Source organism: Variovorax nivicola, assembly GCF_051216475.1.
Taxonomy (GTDB): Bacteria; Pseudomonadota; Gammaproteobacteria; order Burkholderiales; family Burkholderiaceae_C; genus Variovorax.
Genome location: NZ_JBPJZK010000009.1, coordinates 172,218 through 187,950, shown reverse-complemented (window position 1 = coordinate 187,950; position 15,733 = coordinate 172,218). Strand labels below are relative to the sequence as shown.

Here is a 15,733-nt window from a genome sequence, read left to right as displayed (position 1 = left end):
GTTTCGCGCGGCTCATGCGTCATGACCGGCCTCCTTTTGTTGTTGTGGTTGTGCTTGCGCCTCGACGACCTGCACCACGCGCTCCATCTTCATGAAGCGCGATCCCTTGACGAGCACGCTGCCGAGTTGCGGCAGGCGCGCGAGCACGGCCGCGCCGAGCGCGTCGAACTCGTCGAAATGGCGTCCGTCGGCACCGCCGAAAGCGGTGGTGGTGTGCGCCGTCGCGGCGCCCAGCGTGTAGACAGACTCGATGCCGCGCTGGCGCGCCCACTCGCCGACTTCGGCGTGAAATTCGGGCGAACGGTCGCCCACCTCGCCCATGTCGCCCAGCACCAGCAGGCGCGGGCCCGGCAGGGCGGCGAGCACGTCGATGGCGGCGAGCACGGAATCGGGGTTGGCGTTGTAGCTGTCGTCGACCAGCGTGAGCGCATGGCCGTCGGCCAGCACGATCTCGTTGGCGCGCGAACGGCCCTTGACCGGCTCGAAGGCCGACAGTCCCGCGGCAATGGTCTCGACCGACACGCCGGCCGCAAGCGCGCAGGCCGTGGCGGCCAGCGCATTGACGACGTTGTGCCGGCCCGCGATATGCAGGCGCGCGTCGAAGGCGCCAATCGGCGTGCGGATGCGCACCGCCCAGGCGCCCTGCTTCCATTCGGCGCTGTCGAGCGAGATGTCGGCATCCTCCGGTTCGCCGAAGGTCATGCAGCGACGCGAGCCACCGGCGTGCGCCATGTCGGTCCACAGCGAGGTGAAGGCGTCGCCGTAGGGAAACACGGCCGTGCCGCCTTCGGGCAGCACCGCGAACACGGCGGCGTTCTCGACGGCGACCGCCTCGACGGTGGCCATGAACTCCTGGTGCTCGCGCTGGGCGTTGTTGACGAGCGCGATGGTCGGGCGCGAGATGGCTGCCAGCCGCGCGATCTCGCCGGGATGGTTCATGCCCAGCTCGAGCACCGCGCGCTGGTGCTGCGCGCGCAGGCGCAGCAGCGTGAGCGGCACGCCGATCTCGTTGTTGAAGTTGCCGGCGGTGGCCAGCGCGCGTTCGGCGCGGAAGGCGAACAGCACGGCCGCGATCATCTGCGTGACCGTGGTCTTGCCGTTGCTGCCGGTCACGGCGATCAGCGGCAGTTCGAACTGCGCGCGCCAGCCCGCGCCGAGCGCGCCGAGCGCGGCCAGCGAGTCGGGCACTTCGAGGCCGCAGAGGCCGGCAGCTTCGAGGCCGTGGTGTGCAATGGCCGCAACGGCTCCGCGCTTCTTGGCGTCCGCCAGGAAGTCGTTGGCGTCGAAGCGCTCGCCCTTGAGCGCGACGAACAGGTCGCCCTGCGCAAGCGTGCGCGTGTCGGTGTGCACGCGGGCGATGAGGGTCGAGGCGTCACCCACCAGGCGCGATCCCGGAATCCATTGCTGCACCTGGGCCAGCGTGATGTTGAGAGGCGTCGTGTCGGTCATGCCGAGGCACCCCGCTTTGCCAGCGCCTGCAGCGCATGGGCCTTGTCGGAAAACTCGATGCGCTGGCCGGCGATTTCCTGCCAGGCCTCGTGGCCCTTGCCAGCGATCAGCACCACGTCTTGCGGCGCGGCCTGCGCGATCGCGTCGGCGATGGCAGCGGCGCGGTCGGGCTGCACCTGGGCGGCCTCGGGGCTGGAGAAGCCGCGCAGCACCTGGCTGATGATCGCGTCGGGCTTTTCGCTGCGCGGGTTGTCGCTGGTGACGACCACGCGGTCGGCCTGGCGCTCGGCCACGGCGGCCATCATCGGGCGCTTGATCGGGTCGCGGTCGCCGCCGCAGCCGAACAGGCACCAGAGCGCACCGCCGCGCTGCCTTGCAAGCGGGCGCAGGCCGATCAGCGCCTTGTCGAGCGCATCGGGCGTGTGGGCGTAGTCGACCACGGCGAGCGGCGCACCTTCGCCGGTGCCTGCGCGGTCCATGCGGCCCGGCACGCTGGTGAGGTTGGCGCAGGCAGCCACGGCCTGGGCCAGCGTCAGGCCCAGCGCGCGCAGCGTGCCGAGCACGCCCAGCAGGTTGGCCACGTTGTACTGGCCGATCAGGCCGGTCGACAGGCGCTCCACCGCGGCAGTGCCGTGCTCGGCCACCGAGAACTGCAGGCCCTGCGCGTCGTAGCCAATGTCGCGCGCCACGAGGCGGGCCGGCTTGCCGTTGGCCGAGACGGTCCAGACGTCGAGCGCGCCGATGCCGGCGTCGATCAGGTTCGCGCACAGGCTGGCGCCGTGCGTGTCGTCGATGTTGATCACCGCCGCGCGCAGGCCGGGCCAACGGAACAGCTCGGCCTTGGCTTGCCAGTAGGCGTCCATGCTGCCGTGGTAGTCGAGGTGGTCCTGCGTGAAGTTGGTGAACACGGCCACGGCAATCTGCGCGCCGTCGAGGCGGCGCTCGGCGATGCCGATGGACGAGGCCTCGATGGCGCAGGCGCCGAAGCCGCGCGTGACCAGCGAGCGCAGCTCGCGCTGCATCATCACCGGGTCGGGCGTGGTGAGGCCGGTGTAAGTCAGCTCGGGCGGCACGCCGATGCCCAGCGTGCCCATCACCGCGCAGGGCGACGGCGCATCGCGCTGCATGGTGCCGTCGGGCCGCATGGCGCGCACGCCACCTGCTGCGCGCAGCGTGGAGAGCGATTCGGCCAGCCACCAGGCGGTGGAAGTCTTGCCGTTGGTGCCGGTCACGGCCAGCACATCGAGCAGGGCCGAGGGGTTGTCGTAGAAGGCCGAGGCGATCGGGCCGGTGGCGGCCTTCAGGCCGGGGTAGCTCACGATGCGGTCGTCGCCTTCAAAGCCGAAGGGCTCGACGCCCTCGTGCTCCACCAGGCAGACTGACGCGCCCTGCGCCAGCGCGGCCGCCACGTGCTTGCGCCCGTCGGTGGCGGCGCCAGGCCAGGCAATGAAGACGTCGCCCGCGCCCACGGCGCGGCTGTCGGCGTGCAGCGCAGCCTGCGGCGCGCGCTCCTTGAGCCAGGCCGCGGCGAGTTGGGGGGAAGTGAAGGTCAGCATGCTCAGAAACTCTCGTCGACGCCCTGCGTCATCACAAGCGGTTTGACCGCCAGATCAGGCGGTACGTTCATCATGCGCAGCGTCTGCTGCACGACTTCGCTGAACACGGGCGCCGCGGCAACGCCGCCGAAATACTGACCGTCGCTGGGCTCGTCGATCATCACTGCGACGATGATGCGCGGCTTGTCGATAGGCGCCATGCCGGTGAACCAGGCGCGGTATTTGTTACTCGCGTAACCCTTGCCGACCTGCTTGTGCGCCGTGCCCGACTTGCCGCCGACCGAGTAGCCGACCGTCTGCGCGCGCGTGCCGGTGCCACCGGGGCCGGCGGCCATCTGCAGCATCTTGCGCACCGCCAGCGCGTTCGACGGCGAGAACACGCGCACGCCGACCGGCGGCTCGGAGTTCTTGAGGATGGTCACCGGAATAATCGAACCGTCGTGCGCGAACGAGGTGTACGAATGCGCCATCTGGAACAGCGACGCCGACAGGCCGTAGCCGTAAGCCATGGTGGCCTGCTCGACCGGCTTCCAGGTCTTCCACGGGCGCAACCGGCCCGTCACGGCGCCGGGGAACTGGATCTGCGGCTTCTGACCGTAGCCGAGCGCGGTGTAGGTGTCCCACATCTCGTGCGGGGTCATCTTCTGGGCGATCTTGAGCGCGCCGACGTTGCTCGACTTCTGGATCACGCCTTCGACCGTCAGCGTGCCGTAGTTGTGCGTGTCGCTGATGGTGAAGCCGCCGATCTGGAATCGGCCGGGGCCGGTTTCGATCAGGGTCGAGGGCTTCACGCGGCCGGCTTCGAGCGCCATGCCCACCGTGATCGGCTTCATGGTCGAGCCGGGCTCGAAGGTGTCGGTGAGCGCGCGGTTGCGCAGCTGCTCGCCGGTGAGGTTCTGGCGCTTGTCGGGCACGTAGCTCGGGTAGTTGGCCAGCGCCAGCACTTCGCCGGTGACGGAATCGAGCACCACCACGCTGCCGGCCTTGGCCTTGCGCGCGGTCACGGCGTCGCGCAGCTTCTGGTAGGCGAAGAACTGCACCTTGCTGTCGACGCTGAGCTGGATGTCCTTGCCGTCGAGCGGCGGCACGGTCTCGCCGACGCCCTCGACCACGCGGCCCAGGCGGTCCTTGATGACGCGGCGCGAACCCGCCTTGCCGGCCAGATCCTTGTTGAACGCGAGTTCGATGCCTTCCTGGCCGTTGTCTTCCACATTGGTGAAGCCCACCACGTGCGCGGCGGCCTCGCCCTCGGGGTACTGGCGCTTGTATTCCTTGCGCTGGTAGATGCCCTTGAGGTTCATGGCCGCAATCTGCTTGGCGATGGGCTCGTCGACCTGGCGCTTGATCCAGACGAAGGTCTTGTCCTCGTCTTCGAGCTTCTTGTCGAAATCCTTCTGCGACATCTCGAGCAGCTTGGCGACCTGCTTGAGCTTGGCGCGCACCTCGGGGTCGTCGCGCTCGACGTCTTCCGGAATGGCCCAGATGCTGGGCGCGACCACGCTGGACGCCAGGATGAGCCCGTTGCGGTCGAGGATGCGGCCGCGGTTGGCCGGCAGCTCGAGCGTGCGCGCAAAGCGCACTTCGCCTTGTCGCTGGAAGAAGCTGTTGTTGAGCACCTGCACATAGGCTGCCCGGCCCGCCAGCATGACGAAGCCGAGCGCAATGCCCGCGACGATGAACTTGCTGCGCCACACGGGCGTCTTGCTCGCGAGCAAGGGGCTGGTGGTGTAGCGCACGCTGCGGTTGCCCCGGTTCATCGTGCGGCCCTCGCTGCGGTGACCGGCTTGGCGGTCGGCTTGGGCGTGGTCGGCGCAGGCGCCACCGGCGCAACCGCGGGGATCACCGTGCCGTCGGGGCGCACGTACTGCGTGATCGCCGGCGAGGTGGTGCGCATCTGCAACTGCTCCTTGGCGAGCTTCTCGACGCGCAGCGGCGTGGCCTGTGCGCGCTTCTCGACCTGCAGGCGATCGCGGTCGGTCTCCAGGCGGCGGGCTTCCTGCTGTACGCGGTCGAGCTCGGTATAGAGCTGGCGCGACATGTACTGCGTATGCACAAGGTACAAAGCCGTCGCGATGACGGCCAGCAGCAGCAGGATGTTCAGGCGGGCCATGGTCAGTTGGCCTCGGTGCGCTCGGCCACGCGCAGGATGGCGCTGCGCGAGCGCGGGTTGCCACCCACCTCGGCGTCGGACGGCTTGATGCGCTCCAGCGCGCGCAGCTTCATGACCTTCGGGGCGGCAAACGGCGCGCGGCGGTCGTAGACCTCCTTCGAGTGCTTGGCGATGAACTGCTTCACGATGCGGTCTTCCAGCGAGTGGAAGCTGATCACCGCAAGCCGCCCCTGGGGTTTGAGCACGGAAAGACTCGCTTCTAGCGCCTGTTGCAGCTCTTCAAGCTCGGCGTTGATGAAAATCCGAAAAGCCTGAAATGTGCGCGTTGCAGGGTTCTGGCCCTGCTCGCGGGTTTTGACCGTGCCAGCCACGAGCTCGGCCAGTTCGGTGGTGGTTGAAATTGGGCCCCGTTCTTGTCGGCGAGCAACAATCGCCTTTGCAATCTGAACAGCAAACCGTTCTTCGCCATAGTCACGGATCACCTCTGCAATCTGCTGAAGTTCGGCCGTTGCCAGCCATTCGGCCACGCTCTCGCCGCGCGTGGTGTCCATGCGCATGTCGAGCGGGCCGTCGAAACGAAAACTGAAACCGCGCACCGGGTTGTCGATCTGCGGCGAACTCACGCCCAGGTCCATCAGCAGGCCTGTGACGCTTGCGTCGGGTAGTTCGCCCAGCGAGCGGAATCCCTGGTGGCGGATAGAAAAACGCGCATCGGAGATGCGCGCTGCTTCGGCCACTGCTTCCGCATCCTTGTCGAATGCGATCAGCCTGCCTTCCGGCGCCAGCCTGGAGAGGATTGCACGCGCATGCCCTCCCCGCCCGAAAGTGGCGTCCACGTAGGTGCCGGTTGCCGCCGTGCTGCCGGAAAGAAGGGCTTCCACCGCTTCGTTCAGCAAGACGGTCGTATGGGTCCATGGGGTGTTCACTTGGGTCCTCAGAACGCAAAGTCCTGAAACACATCCGGCATCTCGCCCTGGGTGGCCTCGGCCTCCTTGGCCTCGTACGTGGCCTTGTCCCAGAGTTCGAAGTGGTTGCCCATGCCCAGCAGCAGCGTCTCGCGCGTGATGCCGGTGGCCGCACGCAGTTCGGGCGACACCAGGATGCGGCCGGTGCCGTCCATCTCGACGTCCATCGCGTTGCCCAGGAAGACGCGCTTCCACCACTGCGCCGACATCGGCAGCGCGGCGATGCGATCGCGGAATTTTTCCCATTCGGGACGGGGGAACACCATCAGGCATCCGTGCGGATGCTTGGTGATCGTGAGCTGGCCGCCTGCCGTCGCGCTCAGGACGTCACGATGCCGGGTCGGCACGGAGAGCCGCCCCTTGGCATCCAGACTGAGCGATGAAGCGCCTTGAAACACGACCACGAACCCCTGTGTTGGGAGTGCTGCGGCACCCGAAAGGGGCACTACCCGCACTTTTTCCCACTTAACTGCACTTTTTTGCACTGTAGCAGGAAACACTTCGGAAGCAACTGGCCGTTTGGGCTATTTTTTGTAATGGAATCAACGACTTAGCGCCGATTCCAAAACCATGGAATCGGCGAATTTCGTTGAAAATGAAGTACTTAGCTCACGCAATGAATGTGATGCGTGAAGGATTCCCCCGTTACAGGGGGAAGAGGAAGCGGCTTCAGAGAATGAAGCGCGAAAGGTCTTCGTCGTGACTTAGTGCCGCAAGGCGCTGGTCGACATAGGCGGCATCGATGCGGATCGATTGCCCTTCGAGACGGGTCGCGTCGAAGCTTACCTCATCCAGCAGGCGCTCCATCACAGTCGACAAACGGCGTGCGCCGATGTTCTCCGTACGCTCGTTCACCTCGAAGGCGATGGTGGCCAGCCGGTTCACGCCTTCGGGCGTGAATTCGAGCGTCACGCCCTCGGTGGCAAGCAGCGCCTGGTACTGCTTCACCAGCGACGCGCGGGTCTGCGTGAGGATGCTTTCGAAGTCCGCCACCGACAGCGACTGCAGCTCGACGCGGATCGGAAAGCGCCCCTGCAGTTCGGGAATCAGGTCGCTCGGCTTGCTCAGGTGGAAGGCGCCGCTCGCAATGAACAGCATGTGATCGGTGCGCACCACGCCGTACTTGGTGGTGACGGCCGTGCCCTCCACCAGCGGCAGCAGGTCGCGCTGCACGCCCTGGCGCGACACGTCGGAGCCCTGCGCTTCGCTGCGCGTAGCGACCTTGTCGATCTCGTCGATGAAGACGATGCCGTTCTGCTCGGCATTGGTGATCGCCTGCGTGCGGATCTCGTCCTCGTTCACCAGCTTGGCCGCTTCCTCGTCGATCAACAGGCGCAGCGCCTCGGCGATCTTGAGCTTGCGCGTCTTGCGCTTGCCGCCGCCGATCTGGCCGAACATGCCGCGCAGCTGCTCGGTCATTTCCTCCATGCCGGCGGGGCCCATGATCTCCAGCGGGGTGCGCGTCTCGGCGAGGTCGAGTTCGATTTCCTTGTCGTCGAGTTGGTGCTCGCGCAGCTTCTTGCGAAAGGCCTGGCGGGTGGCGTTGCCGGTGTCGGCCGCCGCGCCGTCGGCGCCGCGCGCAGGAGGCAGCAGCACGTCGAGGATGCGGTCTTCGGCGGCGTCTTCGGCACGCGCGCGCACCTTGGTGCTTTCCGATTCGCGGGTCTGCTTGACAGCGATTTCGGCGAGGTCGCGGATGATCGAATCGACGTCCTTGCCCACATAGCCGACCTCGGTGAACTTGGTGGCCTCGACCTTGATGAAGGGCGCATCGGCCAGGCGCGCAAGCCGTCGGGCGATCTCGGTCTTGCCCACGCCCGTGGGGCCGATCATGAGGATGTTCTTCGGCGTGATCTCGTGGCGCAGCTTGTCGTCGACCTGCTGGCGGCGCCAGCGGTTGCGCAGAGCGATGGCCACGGCGCGCTTGGCAGCCGGCTGGCCGACGATGTGGTTGTCGAGCTCGGAGACGATTTCCTGGGGGGTCATGGACATGGTCAGAGCGCTTCCACCGTGTGGTTCATGTTCGTGTAAATGCAGATTTCTCCGGCGATCGCCAGCGATTTGCGCACGATCTGCTCGGCCGAGAGCTCGGTGTTGTCGATCAGCGCCTTGGCCGCCGACTGGGCATAAGCACCGCCCGAACCGATGGCGATCACGCCGTCTTCGGGCTCCAGCACGTCGCCGTTGCCGGTGATGATGAGCGAGGTGGTGGCGTCAGCCACGGCGAGCATGGCTTCGAGCTTGCGCAGCACGCGGTCGGTGCGCCAGTCCTTGGTGAGTTCGACTGCCGCGCGGGTCAGGTGCCCCTGGTGCTTTTCGAGCTTGGCCTCGAAGCGCTCGAAGAGCGTGAAGGCGTCGGCCGTGGCGCCGGCAAAGCCTGCGAGCACCTTGCCGTGATAGAGGCGGCGCACCTTGCGCGCCGTGCCCTTGATGACGATATTGCCGAGAGTGACCTGCCCGTCCCCACCGATGGCGACCTGATCGCCTTGGGGGGTCTTGCGGCGCACGCTCACGATGGTGGTGCCGTGAAACTGTTCCATCGCAGCCATCTGGGGGTGGCCAATGGCAATGCAACCCGCGCAAGGGCAGGCCGGATCGTTAGTTTTTTCTAACCGCTACCGTGGCGTGATCGGCAATGCCTACCAGGTTGAAGAGCGCAGCGATGAGCCTGTGCGCATCGACGAACTGCACGCGCTCGCCATTGGCATCGCGCGCGCGCACCCAGCTCAGCAGCGTGCCCACGGCAGCCAGGTCCATGCGCAGCAGCGCGGCGCACGAAATGACGGGCGACGTGGTGTGGCGCAGGTCGTTGTCCAGCCGTTGCCAGCTCGATAGCGACTCGCCTCGCAGATCGCCCGCCAGCGCGGCAAAACCGCTGTCGGTGGACGGAAAGCTCTCGGAATCGCCGCCGACCGACAGCAGCGACCACACCGAGCTGGGCCGGCTGGCCGGCGGCGCAGCCAGCGTGGTGCATTCGCCCTTCGGGTCCTGCCAGGAAGGCGGCGACACCTCGTAGGTGATGCAGTAGTTGAGCGCCACCAGCTCGAAGTCGTCGGGCAGGTGCATCAAGCGAAGCGCTGCGAGGTGCAGCTGCCACCAGATGTCGTCGGTGCCGCGTTCGTTGTTGGGCGCGGCCTCGGACAGCACGGCCAACAGTTGCGCCGAGCCCATGAAGCGCAGTTGCACCGGCGAATCGGCCCAGTGGGTGAACAGCACGCGCAGCGGCGCGGCCGCCTCGGGCTCGACGGCGTGCAGCCCGCGCCAGTCGAGCGTCCACACCGAGCCGGCCTTCGACAGCGCACGAGTGAGCTCCATCAGGCCTTCGCGCGCCAGGCGCGTGGGGCAGGTCCAGTCGGCATGGGCGCTGCTGCCCTCGGCGGCGGCCCCGGCCGCCTCTTCGCTGGCAGTGACGGCCTTGACGCTGCGGGCCAGCTCATCGAGCGAGACCCAGTCGGGGCCCATGCGCCGCATGCGCTGCGCATAGCGCATGCGGGCGGCCGCGAACTTGGCAGCATCGCCGGTCGCGCGGTACAGATCGAACAGGGCGCGCCAGCGGTTGTCGTCGCGTTCGGCCGCGGCGTCGTGCCCACCCTCGACGGGCGTCGTGCCCTCGGTGGAGGCCAGAGCCTGCAACAGGATGGCTTCGGCGCCGGCGTCGTCGCCGTGCGCGAAGCGAATCACCGCTTCTTCCAGCGCGCCGTCATGTGCAAGGCGCGACGACAGCAGCGGCACGCTGGCGGCCACCGCCGGGGCGTCGCCACCGGCCTCGGCTGCAGCCGCCGGCGGGATGATGGGCAACACGGCGGGCTCGGACAGCAGATCGTCGGTATGCACCGGCGGCAGCGTCTCGGCGCCGGCGTCGGGCGGCGGGTTGACCAGCGTTTCGCCGTTCGGGCCCCGCCCTTTCCACCACTGCTGCGACATCTGCTGCTCGATCTCGTCGATCTTCTTGAGCGTGAGCGCGCGGCCCTCCGATTTCTCGGAGGTGCTGTTGACGTTGAAGGAAGACGGCGTGACCGTCGCCTCGAAGGCATGGGCGGCGGCCTCGCGCTGGCGCAGCTTGCGCAGCATGTCGAACTCGCGCCGGCGCACGAAATCGTTGCGCTGACGCCGCTCGATCATCTCCTTCAGCATCTCGCGGCTGTAGGTCTGGGCGGGCAGTGAGGAGTCCGAGGTCGAGGCGGAGGCAGGGGCATCCAGCTCCGACCAATCCTTCAGGGGATTGCGGACAAATTTGGCCACCTTGGAAAAAAGGCGGCCCGATTCTTCCTTTGGCATTCGGCGAAGGCTATCGAAGTCGCTGGGCTCTATCTACCTTGACCCTGTTTCAATCCCCGAACATCTTTTGCTTGAGCTCGCGGCGCTGTTGCGCTTCGAGCGACAGCGTGGCGGTCGGGCGAGCCAGCAGGCGGCCGACACCGATGGGCTCGCCGGTCTCGTCGCAGTAGCCGTAGTCGCCGGCGTCGATGCGCTGGATCGACTGCTCGATCTTCTTGAGCAGCTTGCGCTCGCGGTCGCGGGTGCGCAGCTCGAGGGCGTGTTCTTCCTCGATGGTGGCGCGGTCGGCCGGGTCGGGCACGACCACCGTGTCTTCACGCAGATGCTCGGTGGTCTCGCCGGCGTTCTCGAGGATGCCGCGCTTGAGTTCTTCGAGCTTCAGGCGGAAGAACGCCATCTGCTTTTCGTTCATGTACTCGTCGTCGGGCATGGCGATGACTTCGGCGTCGCTCAGCTCCGAGGGCGTCTTGGTCTTCCAGTTGTTGGCCAGCTTCGGGTCTTTCTTCACGGCCAGAGGCGGCGGCGGCACCAGCGCGGTGGAAGGCGCCTGCGAGAAGCTGGACTTGGCGGCGGTCGATGCCACCGATTGCGGCATCGAGGGCACGGTCAGTTGCGACAGCCGGGACACACGGCCACCACGCGCTGCAGGTGCGGGCGTGGCGGTTTGAACGGGCATCGAGGGTGTCGCCGGGGCGGAAGTGGAGGCGGCAGCCGTTTTTTTCATGGGGATCGAGGGGGCAGAAATAACGGCAGCAGGGCGGCCGACGGGTTTGGATGACGATGAGCCCGCGCCTGCGGTCTTGGTGGCGGCAGTTGCAGGCTTGGCGGACTTCTTGGTCGCAGCGGTCGCGGCCTTGGCCGGTGGTGCTGCGGGCTTTTTGGACGGCGCGCTTTTCTCCTTCGCTGCAGAGCCATGTGCGGTGGCGGAAACCTTTTTGGCCGCAGGTACAGCCTGCTTCGCAGCCGGCGCCTTCTTTGTGGCGGGCTTGGGTGCTGGCGTGGCCTTGGCGGCGGGTTTCTTCACGGTGACTGGCTCCTTGGTCGAACTGGAACGCGCTTTCACTGGGTGTCTCCTCCCATGGGAGCCACTTGCGGCTTTCAGACCGCGCAGACTCCCCGTTGTCGGGGTGCTCGCCAGTGGCGAACCCCGGGGTTATACCCCCGAAAGCCCACCAGGAACGTGCGGCGCCCCGTGCCGGAAGTCACATCTTGTCCACGAGAACTGGACATGGCTGCCGGAACAGGCGCGCGATTGTATAGAGAACTCGCAGGCGCGGGCGATGTCTCGGCGTGCCGGCCAACTCCGTTAGCATCGCGCGGCGCTGTCTGTGGGAGCAGCGCGGCCCCGAGCCTTTGTCCATATGGCGCAGGGGGCCTATCCGTTCATTCGCAAAAAGAAAGCAAATCTTGAACAAGAAAGTAGTTTTGGGAGTCCTGGCCGCGGCTATCGCCGTCGCCTACGGCGGCAGCACCTGGTGGGCCGGCACGCAGATCAAGTCGCGCTACGACATCGCCTTCGATGAGCTGCCGAAACAGACCGCGCTGGTGCGCGTGACTGAGCGCAAATACGAACGCGGCTTCTTCGGCGCCGTCAGCACCGTGACGCTGGAAATCGGCTGCGCAACCGATACCGCCGCCCCGGCAGCAGCAGCCGCTGCCGACAAGCCCGCAGAGGGCGAGGAAGCTGAAGCAGACGAAGAGGAAGGCCCCGGCATCAAGCCGCCGAAGCAACTGCGCCTGACCATCCGCGACACCATCCACCACGGCCCGCTGGCCGGCGGCACGCTGGCGGCAGCCACCATCGACAGCGAACTGGTGCTCGACGAGAAGACGCAGGCCGAGGCGAAAAAGCTGTTCGGCGACGCCAAGCCCCTGAGCGCGCGCACCAAGGTCGGCTTCGGCGGCGCCTTCACGACCGACCTGACCGTCGCGCCCGCCAAGCTGGTCGAAGAAGGCAAGGGCCGCCTCGACTGGCAAGGCGTGCAAGCCCGCCTGGAAGTGAACGCCGCGCGCACCCAGGCGCGCTACGACCTGACCGTGCCTGGCCTGGACTTCAGCGACGCGCGTAGCGGCGTGACCATGAAGATGGGCAAGCTCTCCGCCAAGGCCGACATGGACATGAGCGCCGGCTGGTTCCTGGCCACCGGCAAGACCGAAGGCCGCCTCGACACCCTTGAGTTCGCCGTCAAGAAGAAGGCTGCCGAGGACGGCGCCGCACAGGCAGAACCGCCAAAAGCGCTGCCGACGGTCTTGCTCCAGAACATCGAACTGGTCGGCGACGCGAGCACCAAGGACGGCCTCTATGCGTCGAGCGGCACGTTCAGGGGCACCGGCAAGATCGGCGAGACGAAGATCGACAAGTTCGAGCTGACCAGCAGTGCGCGCCGCATCCACGCCGCCGGCTACAAGAAACTGGCCGACGCCTGGATGCAATCCAGCCCTGCCAGCGGCTGCGGCAAGGGCGGCAGCAAAGCCTCCCAAGCCGCCATGCAGGCGCTGGCCGAGCAGTTGGCCCCCGACCTCAAGGCCATGGCCAAGTACGGCCCCGAGGCCGGCCTCGACAAGATGCTGGTCGAGATCGACGGCAAGCGTGCCGAAATCGGCTACACGGTCAGCATGGCCGGCGTGACCGATGAAGACCTGCAGATGCCTGGCACCGCGTTGCTCATGAAGCGCGGCGTGCTCAAGGCTCATGCACGCGTGCCCATGAAGTGGCTCGAAAAGCTGGCCGAGACCGGCGCAGAGAGCGGCCAGACGCCCCCGCCCGAAATGGTGGCGGGCCTGGTCGAGCAAGGCGAAGAAAGCGGCTTCGTGAAGCGGGACGGCGACGACGTCACCGGCCAGGTCGAGTTCAGTGAAGGCAGCCTGAAGGTCAACGGCAAGCCGCTGGGCGGGATGGGCGCGACGGGCAAATAAGCCTGCTACGGCTCAAGTAAAACGGCGCTGGCCTTTTGGGGCCAGCGCCGTTTTCTATTTCAGGAAGCCTTCAGCTCAGACCAGGCACTGCTCCAGCCCCTGCTCGAGAATTTCGCGCGGCAGCTCGATGCCGATGAATACCATGCGGCTCTGGCGCGCCTCGTCCTTGCCCCATTCGGGGCCCAGGTCGCTGCCCATCAGCTGGTGCACGCCCTGGAAGATCACCTTGCGCTCGGTGCCCTTCATGTTCAGCACGCCCTTGTAGCGCAGCATGCGCGGGCCGTAGATGTTGACGATCGCGCCCAGAAAGTCTTCCAGCTTGGCCGGATCGAACGCGCGGTCGGCCTTGTAGACGAAGCTCTTGACGTCGTCGTCCGTGTGGTGATGGTGGCCCTCGTGCTTGTGCGAGGGGTGGTCGCACGCCTCGCCATGCGCGTGGTCATGGTCGTGATGGTCGTGGTCGTCTTCCTTCAGGAAGTCGGGGTCGATGTCGAGCTTGGCGTTCAGGTTGAAGCCGCGCAGGTCGAAGATGTCCTTCAGCGGCACGTCGCCGAAATGCGCCTTCTGCTGCGGCGCGCGCGGGTTCATGTGCTTCAGGCGGTGAATGAGCGCATCGGTCTCTTCGGCCGACACCAGCTCGCTCTTGCTGATGAAGATCTGGTCGGCAAAACCCACCTGGCGGCGTGCTTCCTGGCGATCGTTGAGCTGCTGCGGCGCGTGCTTGGCGTCGACCAGCGTGAGGATCGAATCGAGCAGGTAGCTCTCGGCGATCTCGTCGTCCATGAAGAAGGTCTGGGCCACGGGGCCGGGGTCGGCCAGGCCGGTGGTCTCGATCACCACGCGGTCGAAATCGAGCAGGCCCTGGCGCTTCTTGGCGGCCAGCATTTGCAGCGCTTCGCGCAGGTCTTCGCGGATGGTGCAGCAGACGCAGCCGTTGCTCATCTGCACGATCTGCTCCTTCGACTCGGTCACGAGAATGTCGCTGTCGATGTTCTCCTCGCCGAACTCGTTCTCGATGACCGCGATCTTCTGGCCGTGGGCCTCGGTCAGGATGCGTTTGAGCAGCGTGGTCTTGCCCGAGCCGAGAAAGCCGGTGAGGATGGTCGCGGGAATGAGGGCCATGGAAATAGTGCTCCGGAAGCGGAAAACAGGAAATGGGGCTAGGGAAAGGCGTGGCCCGGCAGTTTAGCCAATGCCACTGAGTTGCGTTGGTGGCAGGGTCAAGCCGGCTTCAGGCAGGCTTCCTGACCACCACCAGGCCCTTCAGGTACTCCCCCTCGGGAAACTCGATGGTCATCGGATGGTCGGGCGCGGCGCCCAGGCGCTCGGCGATGTAGCCGTCGACGCCCGCATCGAGCCCCGCCGAGGCCACGATCTTGTGGAACAGGTCGGCGCTGATGCCGCCCGAGCACGAGAAGGTCAGCAGCACGCCGCCCGGCTCCAGCAGCTTCAGCGCCAGCCGGTTGATGTCCTTGTAGGCCCGCGCGGCGCGCTCGGCATGCGCCACCGTGGGCGCGAACTTGGGCGGGTCGAGCACGATCGCATCGAAGGTGCGGCCCTGGTCGATGAACTCGCGCAGCACGGTGTTGACGTTGGCGTCCAGAAACTCGGTCTGTATGCCCTGCCCCCCGATGCCGTCAAAGCCGTTGAGCGCGAGATGGCCACGCGCCCGCTCCAGCGCGGGCAGCGATGAATCGACCGACACCAGCTCCGTGCCTTCGAGCGCACCCGCGGCCTTCAGCCCCGCCAGCGCTGCGACGGTGAACCCGCCCGTGTAGCAGAAGCAGTTCAGCACGCGCCGGAAACGCCGGTGCTGCGCCAGCTCGGCGAAACGCTGGCGGCTGTCGCGCTGGTCGAGGTAGAAGCCGGTCTTGTGGCCGGTCGCGATGTCGAGCGACAGCTTCCAGCCGTGCTCGCGAATGATGATTTCGGTGGGGCCATCGCCGCGCAGCCAGCCCGTGACGGGCTTCAGGCCCTCGCGTTCGCGACCGCTGGCGTCGGAGCGTTCGTAGAGCTTGCTCAGGCCCGTGGCCTTGAGCAGCGCGTCGGCCAGAACATCTTTCCAGCGCTCGACGCCGGCCGAGAGAAACTGCGCCACCAGCGTGTCGCCGTAGCGGTCGACGATCAGCCCCGGCAGGCCGTCGGCCTCGCCGTGCACCAGCCGCACGCCGTCGCTCTGCAGGTCGAACAGGCCACGAGCGGCCACGGCACGGGCGCACACCGAGGCGAAGAAAGCCGCGTCGATGCGCTGCGTTTCGACGAAGCTCCAGGCCCGCGCGCGGATCTTGGAGATGGGGCTGAAGGCGGCCCATGCGAGGAAGGCGCCCTCATGCGACTCGACGCGCACCGTCTCGCCAGAATCCGCGCCACCGCGTGCAATGGCCGATTCGAAGACCCACGGATGGCGGCGCTGCATCGAGCGCTCTTTGCCGGGTTTGAGGCGAAGTGTTTTCATTGTT

13 protein-coding genes are annotated in these 15,733 nt (G+C 66.8%); 1 reads left to right on the top strand and 12 read right to left on the bottom strand.

Annotated features, from left to right (window positions below):
- Nucleotides 1–12: 12 nt before the first annotated feature.
- The 10 genes from ACSFBF_RS29285 to dksA all read right to left on the bottom strand — a co-directional run bounded on the left by ACSFBF_RS29285 (nucleotide 13) and on the right by dksA (nucleotide 11,382).
- Nucleotides 13–1,449 (bottom strand): UDP-N-acetylmuramoyl-tripeptide--D-alanyl-D-alanine ligase, encoded by a 1,437-nt coding sequence (locus ACSFBF_RS29285; RefSeq protein WP_435473136.1) that lies wholly within the window; start codon nucleotides 1,447–1,449, stop codon nucleotides 13–15.
- A complete protein-coding gene (locus ACSFBF_RS29280) occupies nucleotides 1,446–3,005 on the bottom strand; it encodes a UDP-N-acetylmuramoyl-L-alanyl-D-glutamate--2,6-diaminopimelate ligase (protein WP_435473134.1) in 1,560 nt (519 codons plus the stop codon). The genes ACSFBF_RS29285 and ACSFBF_RS29280 overlap by 4 nt, the downstream gene beginning before the upstream one ends.
- 2 nt (nucleotides 3,006–3,007) lie before the next feature.
- A complete protein-coding gene (locus ACSFBF_RS29275) occupies nucleotides 3,008–4,762 on the bottom strand; it encodes a peptidoglycan D,D-transpeptidase FtsI family protein (RefSeq protein ID WP_435473132.1) in 1,755 nt (584 codons plus the stop codon).
- Nucleotides 4,759–5,115, bottom strand: coding sequence for a cell division protein FtsL (gene ftsL / locus ACSFBF_RS29270; protein WP_258351231.1), 357 nt, complete (start codon nucleotides 5,113–5,115; stop codon nucleotides 4,759–4,761). Before ftsL ends, ACSFBF_RS29275 begins: the two co-directional genes overlap by 4 nt.
- 2 nt (nucleotides 5,116–5,117) lie before the next feature.
- On the bottom strand, nucleotides 5,118–6,041 hold the full coding sequence (rsmH, locus tag ACSFBF_RS29265; RefSeq protein ID WP_435473129.1) for a 16S rRNA (cytosine(1402)-N(4))-methyltransferase RsmH: 924 nt from the start codon (nucleotides 6,039–6,041) through the stop codon (nucleotides 5,118–5,120).
- 8 nt (nucleotides 6,042–6,049) lie between these two features.
- Nucleotides 6,050–6,478, bottom strand: coding sequence for a division/cell wall cluster transcriptional repressor MraZ (gene mraZ / locus ACSFBF_RS29260; protein ID WP_435473248.1), 429 nt, complete (start codon nucleotides 6,476–6,478; stop codon nucleotides 6,050–6,052).
- A gap of 271 nt (nucleotides 6,479–6,749) precedes the next feature.
- Nucleotides 6,750–8,072, bottom strand: coding sequence for an ATP-dependent protease ATPase subunit HslU (hslU, locus tag ACSFBF_RS29255; RefSeq protein WP_435473127.1), 1,323 nt, complete (start codon nucleotides 8,070–8,072; stop codon nucleotides 6,750–6,752).
- A 2-nt stretch (nucleotides 8,073–8,074) separates the two neighbouring features.
- Complete coding sequence (gene hslV, locus ACSFBF_RS29250; RefSeq protein ID WP_056508874.1) at nucleotides 8,075–8,620, bottom strand: ATP-dependent protease subunit HslV; 546 nt, start codon at nucleotides 8,618–8,620, stop codon at nucleotides 8,075–8,077.
- A gap of 58 nt (nucleotides 8,621–8,678) precedes the next feature.
- Nucleotides 8,679–10,358 carry an STAS domain-containing protein gene (locus tag ACSFBF_RS29245; RefSeq protein WP_435473125.1) on the bottom strand — a complete coding sequence of 560 codons (1,680 nt, stop codon included), beginning with the start codon at nucleotides 10,356–10,358 and terminating at the stop codon, nucleotides 8,679–8,681.
- 49 nt (nucleotides 10,359–10,407) lie between these two features.
- Nucleotides 10,408–11,382 carry an RNA polymerase-binding protein DksA gene (gene dksA / locus ACSFBF_RS29240; protein WP_435473246.1) on the bottom strand — a complete coding sequence of 325 codons (975 nt, stop codon included), beginning with the start codon at nucleotides 11,380–11,382 and terminating at the stop codon, nucleotides 10,408–10,410.
- A gap of 383 nt (nucleotides 11,383–11,765) precedes the next feature.
- On the opposite strand from dksA, the gene ACSFBF_RS29235 reads away from it, so the two are divergent.
- A complete protein-coding gene (locus tag ACSFBF_RS29235) occupies nucleotides 11,766–13,274 on the top strand; it encodes a YdgA family protein (RefSeq protein WP_435473123.1) in 1,509 nt (502 codons plus the stop codon).
- 75 nt (nucleotides 13,275–13,349) lie between these two features.
- Here ACSFBF_RS29235 and ACSFBF_RS29230 read toward each other — a convergent pair whose 3' ends face one another.
- Together ACSFBF_RS29230 and ACSFBF_RS29225 are read right to left on the bottom strand one after the other, a co-directional pair.
- Nucleotides 13,350–14,396 carry a CobW family GTP-binding protein gene (locus ACSFBF_RS29230; protein ID WP_435473121.1) on the bottom strand — a complete coding sequence of 349 codons (1,047 nt, stop codon included), beginning with the start codon at nucleotides 14,394–14,396 and terminating at the stop codon, nucleotides 13,350–13,352.
- Nucleotides 14,397–14,505: 109 nt separating this feature from the next.
- On the bottom strand, nucleotides 14,506–15,729 hold the full coding sequence (locus ACSFBF_RS29225; RefSeq protein ID WP_435473119.1) for a class I SAM-dependent rRNA methyltransferase: 1,224 nt from the start codon (nucleotides 15,727–15,729) through the stop codon (nucleotides 14,506–14,508).
- Between the last annotated feature and the right edge of the window lie 4 nt (nucleotides 15,730–15,733).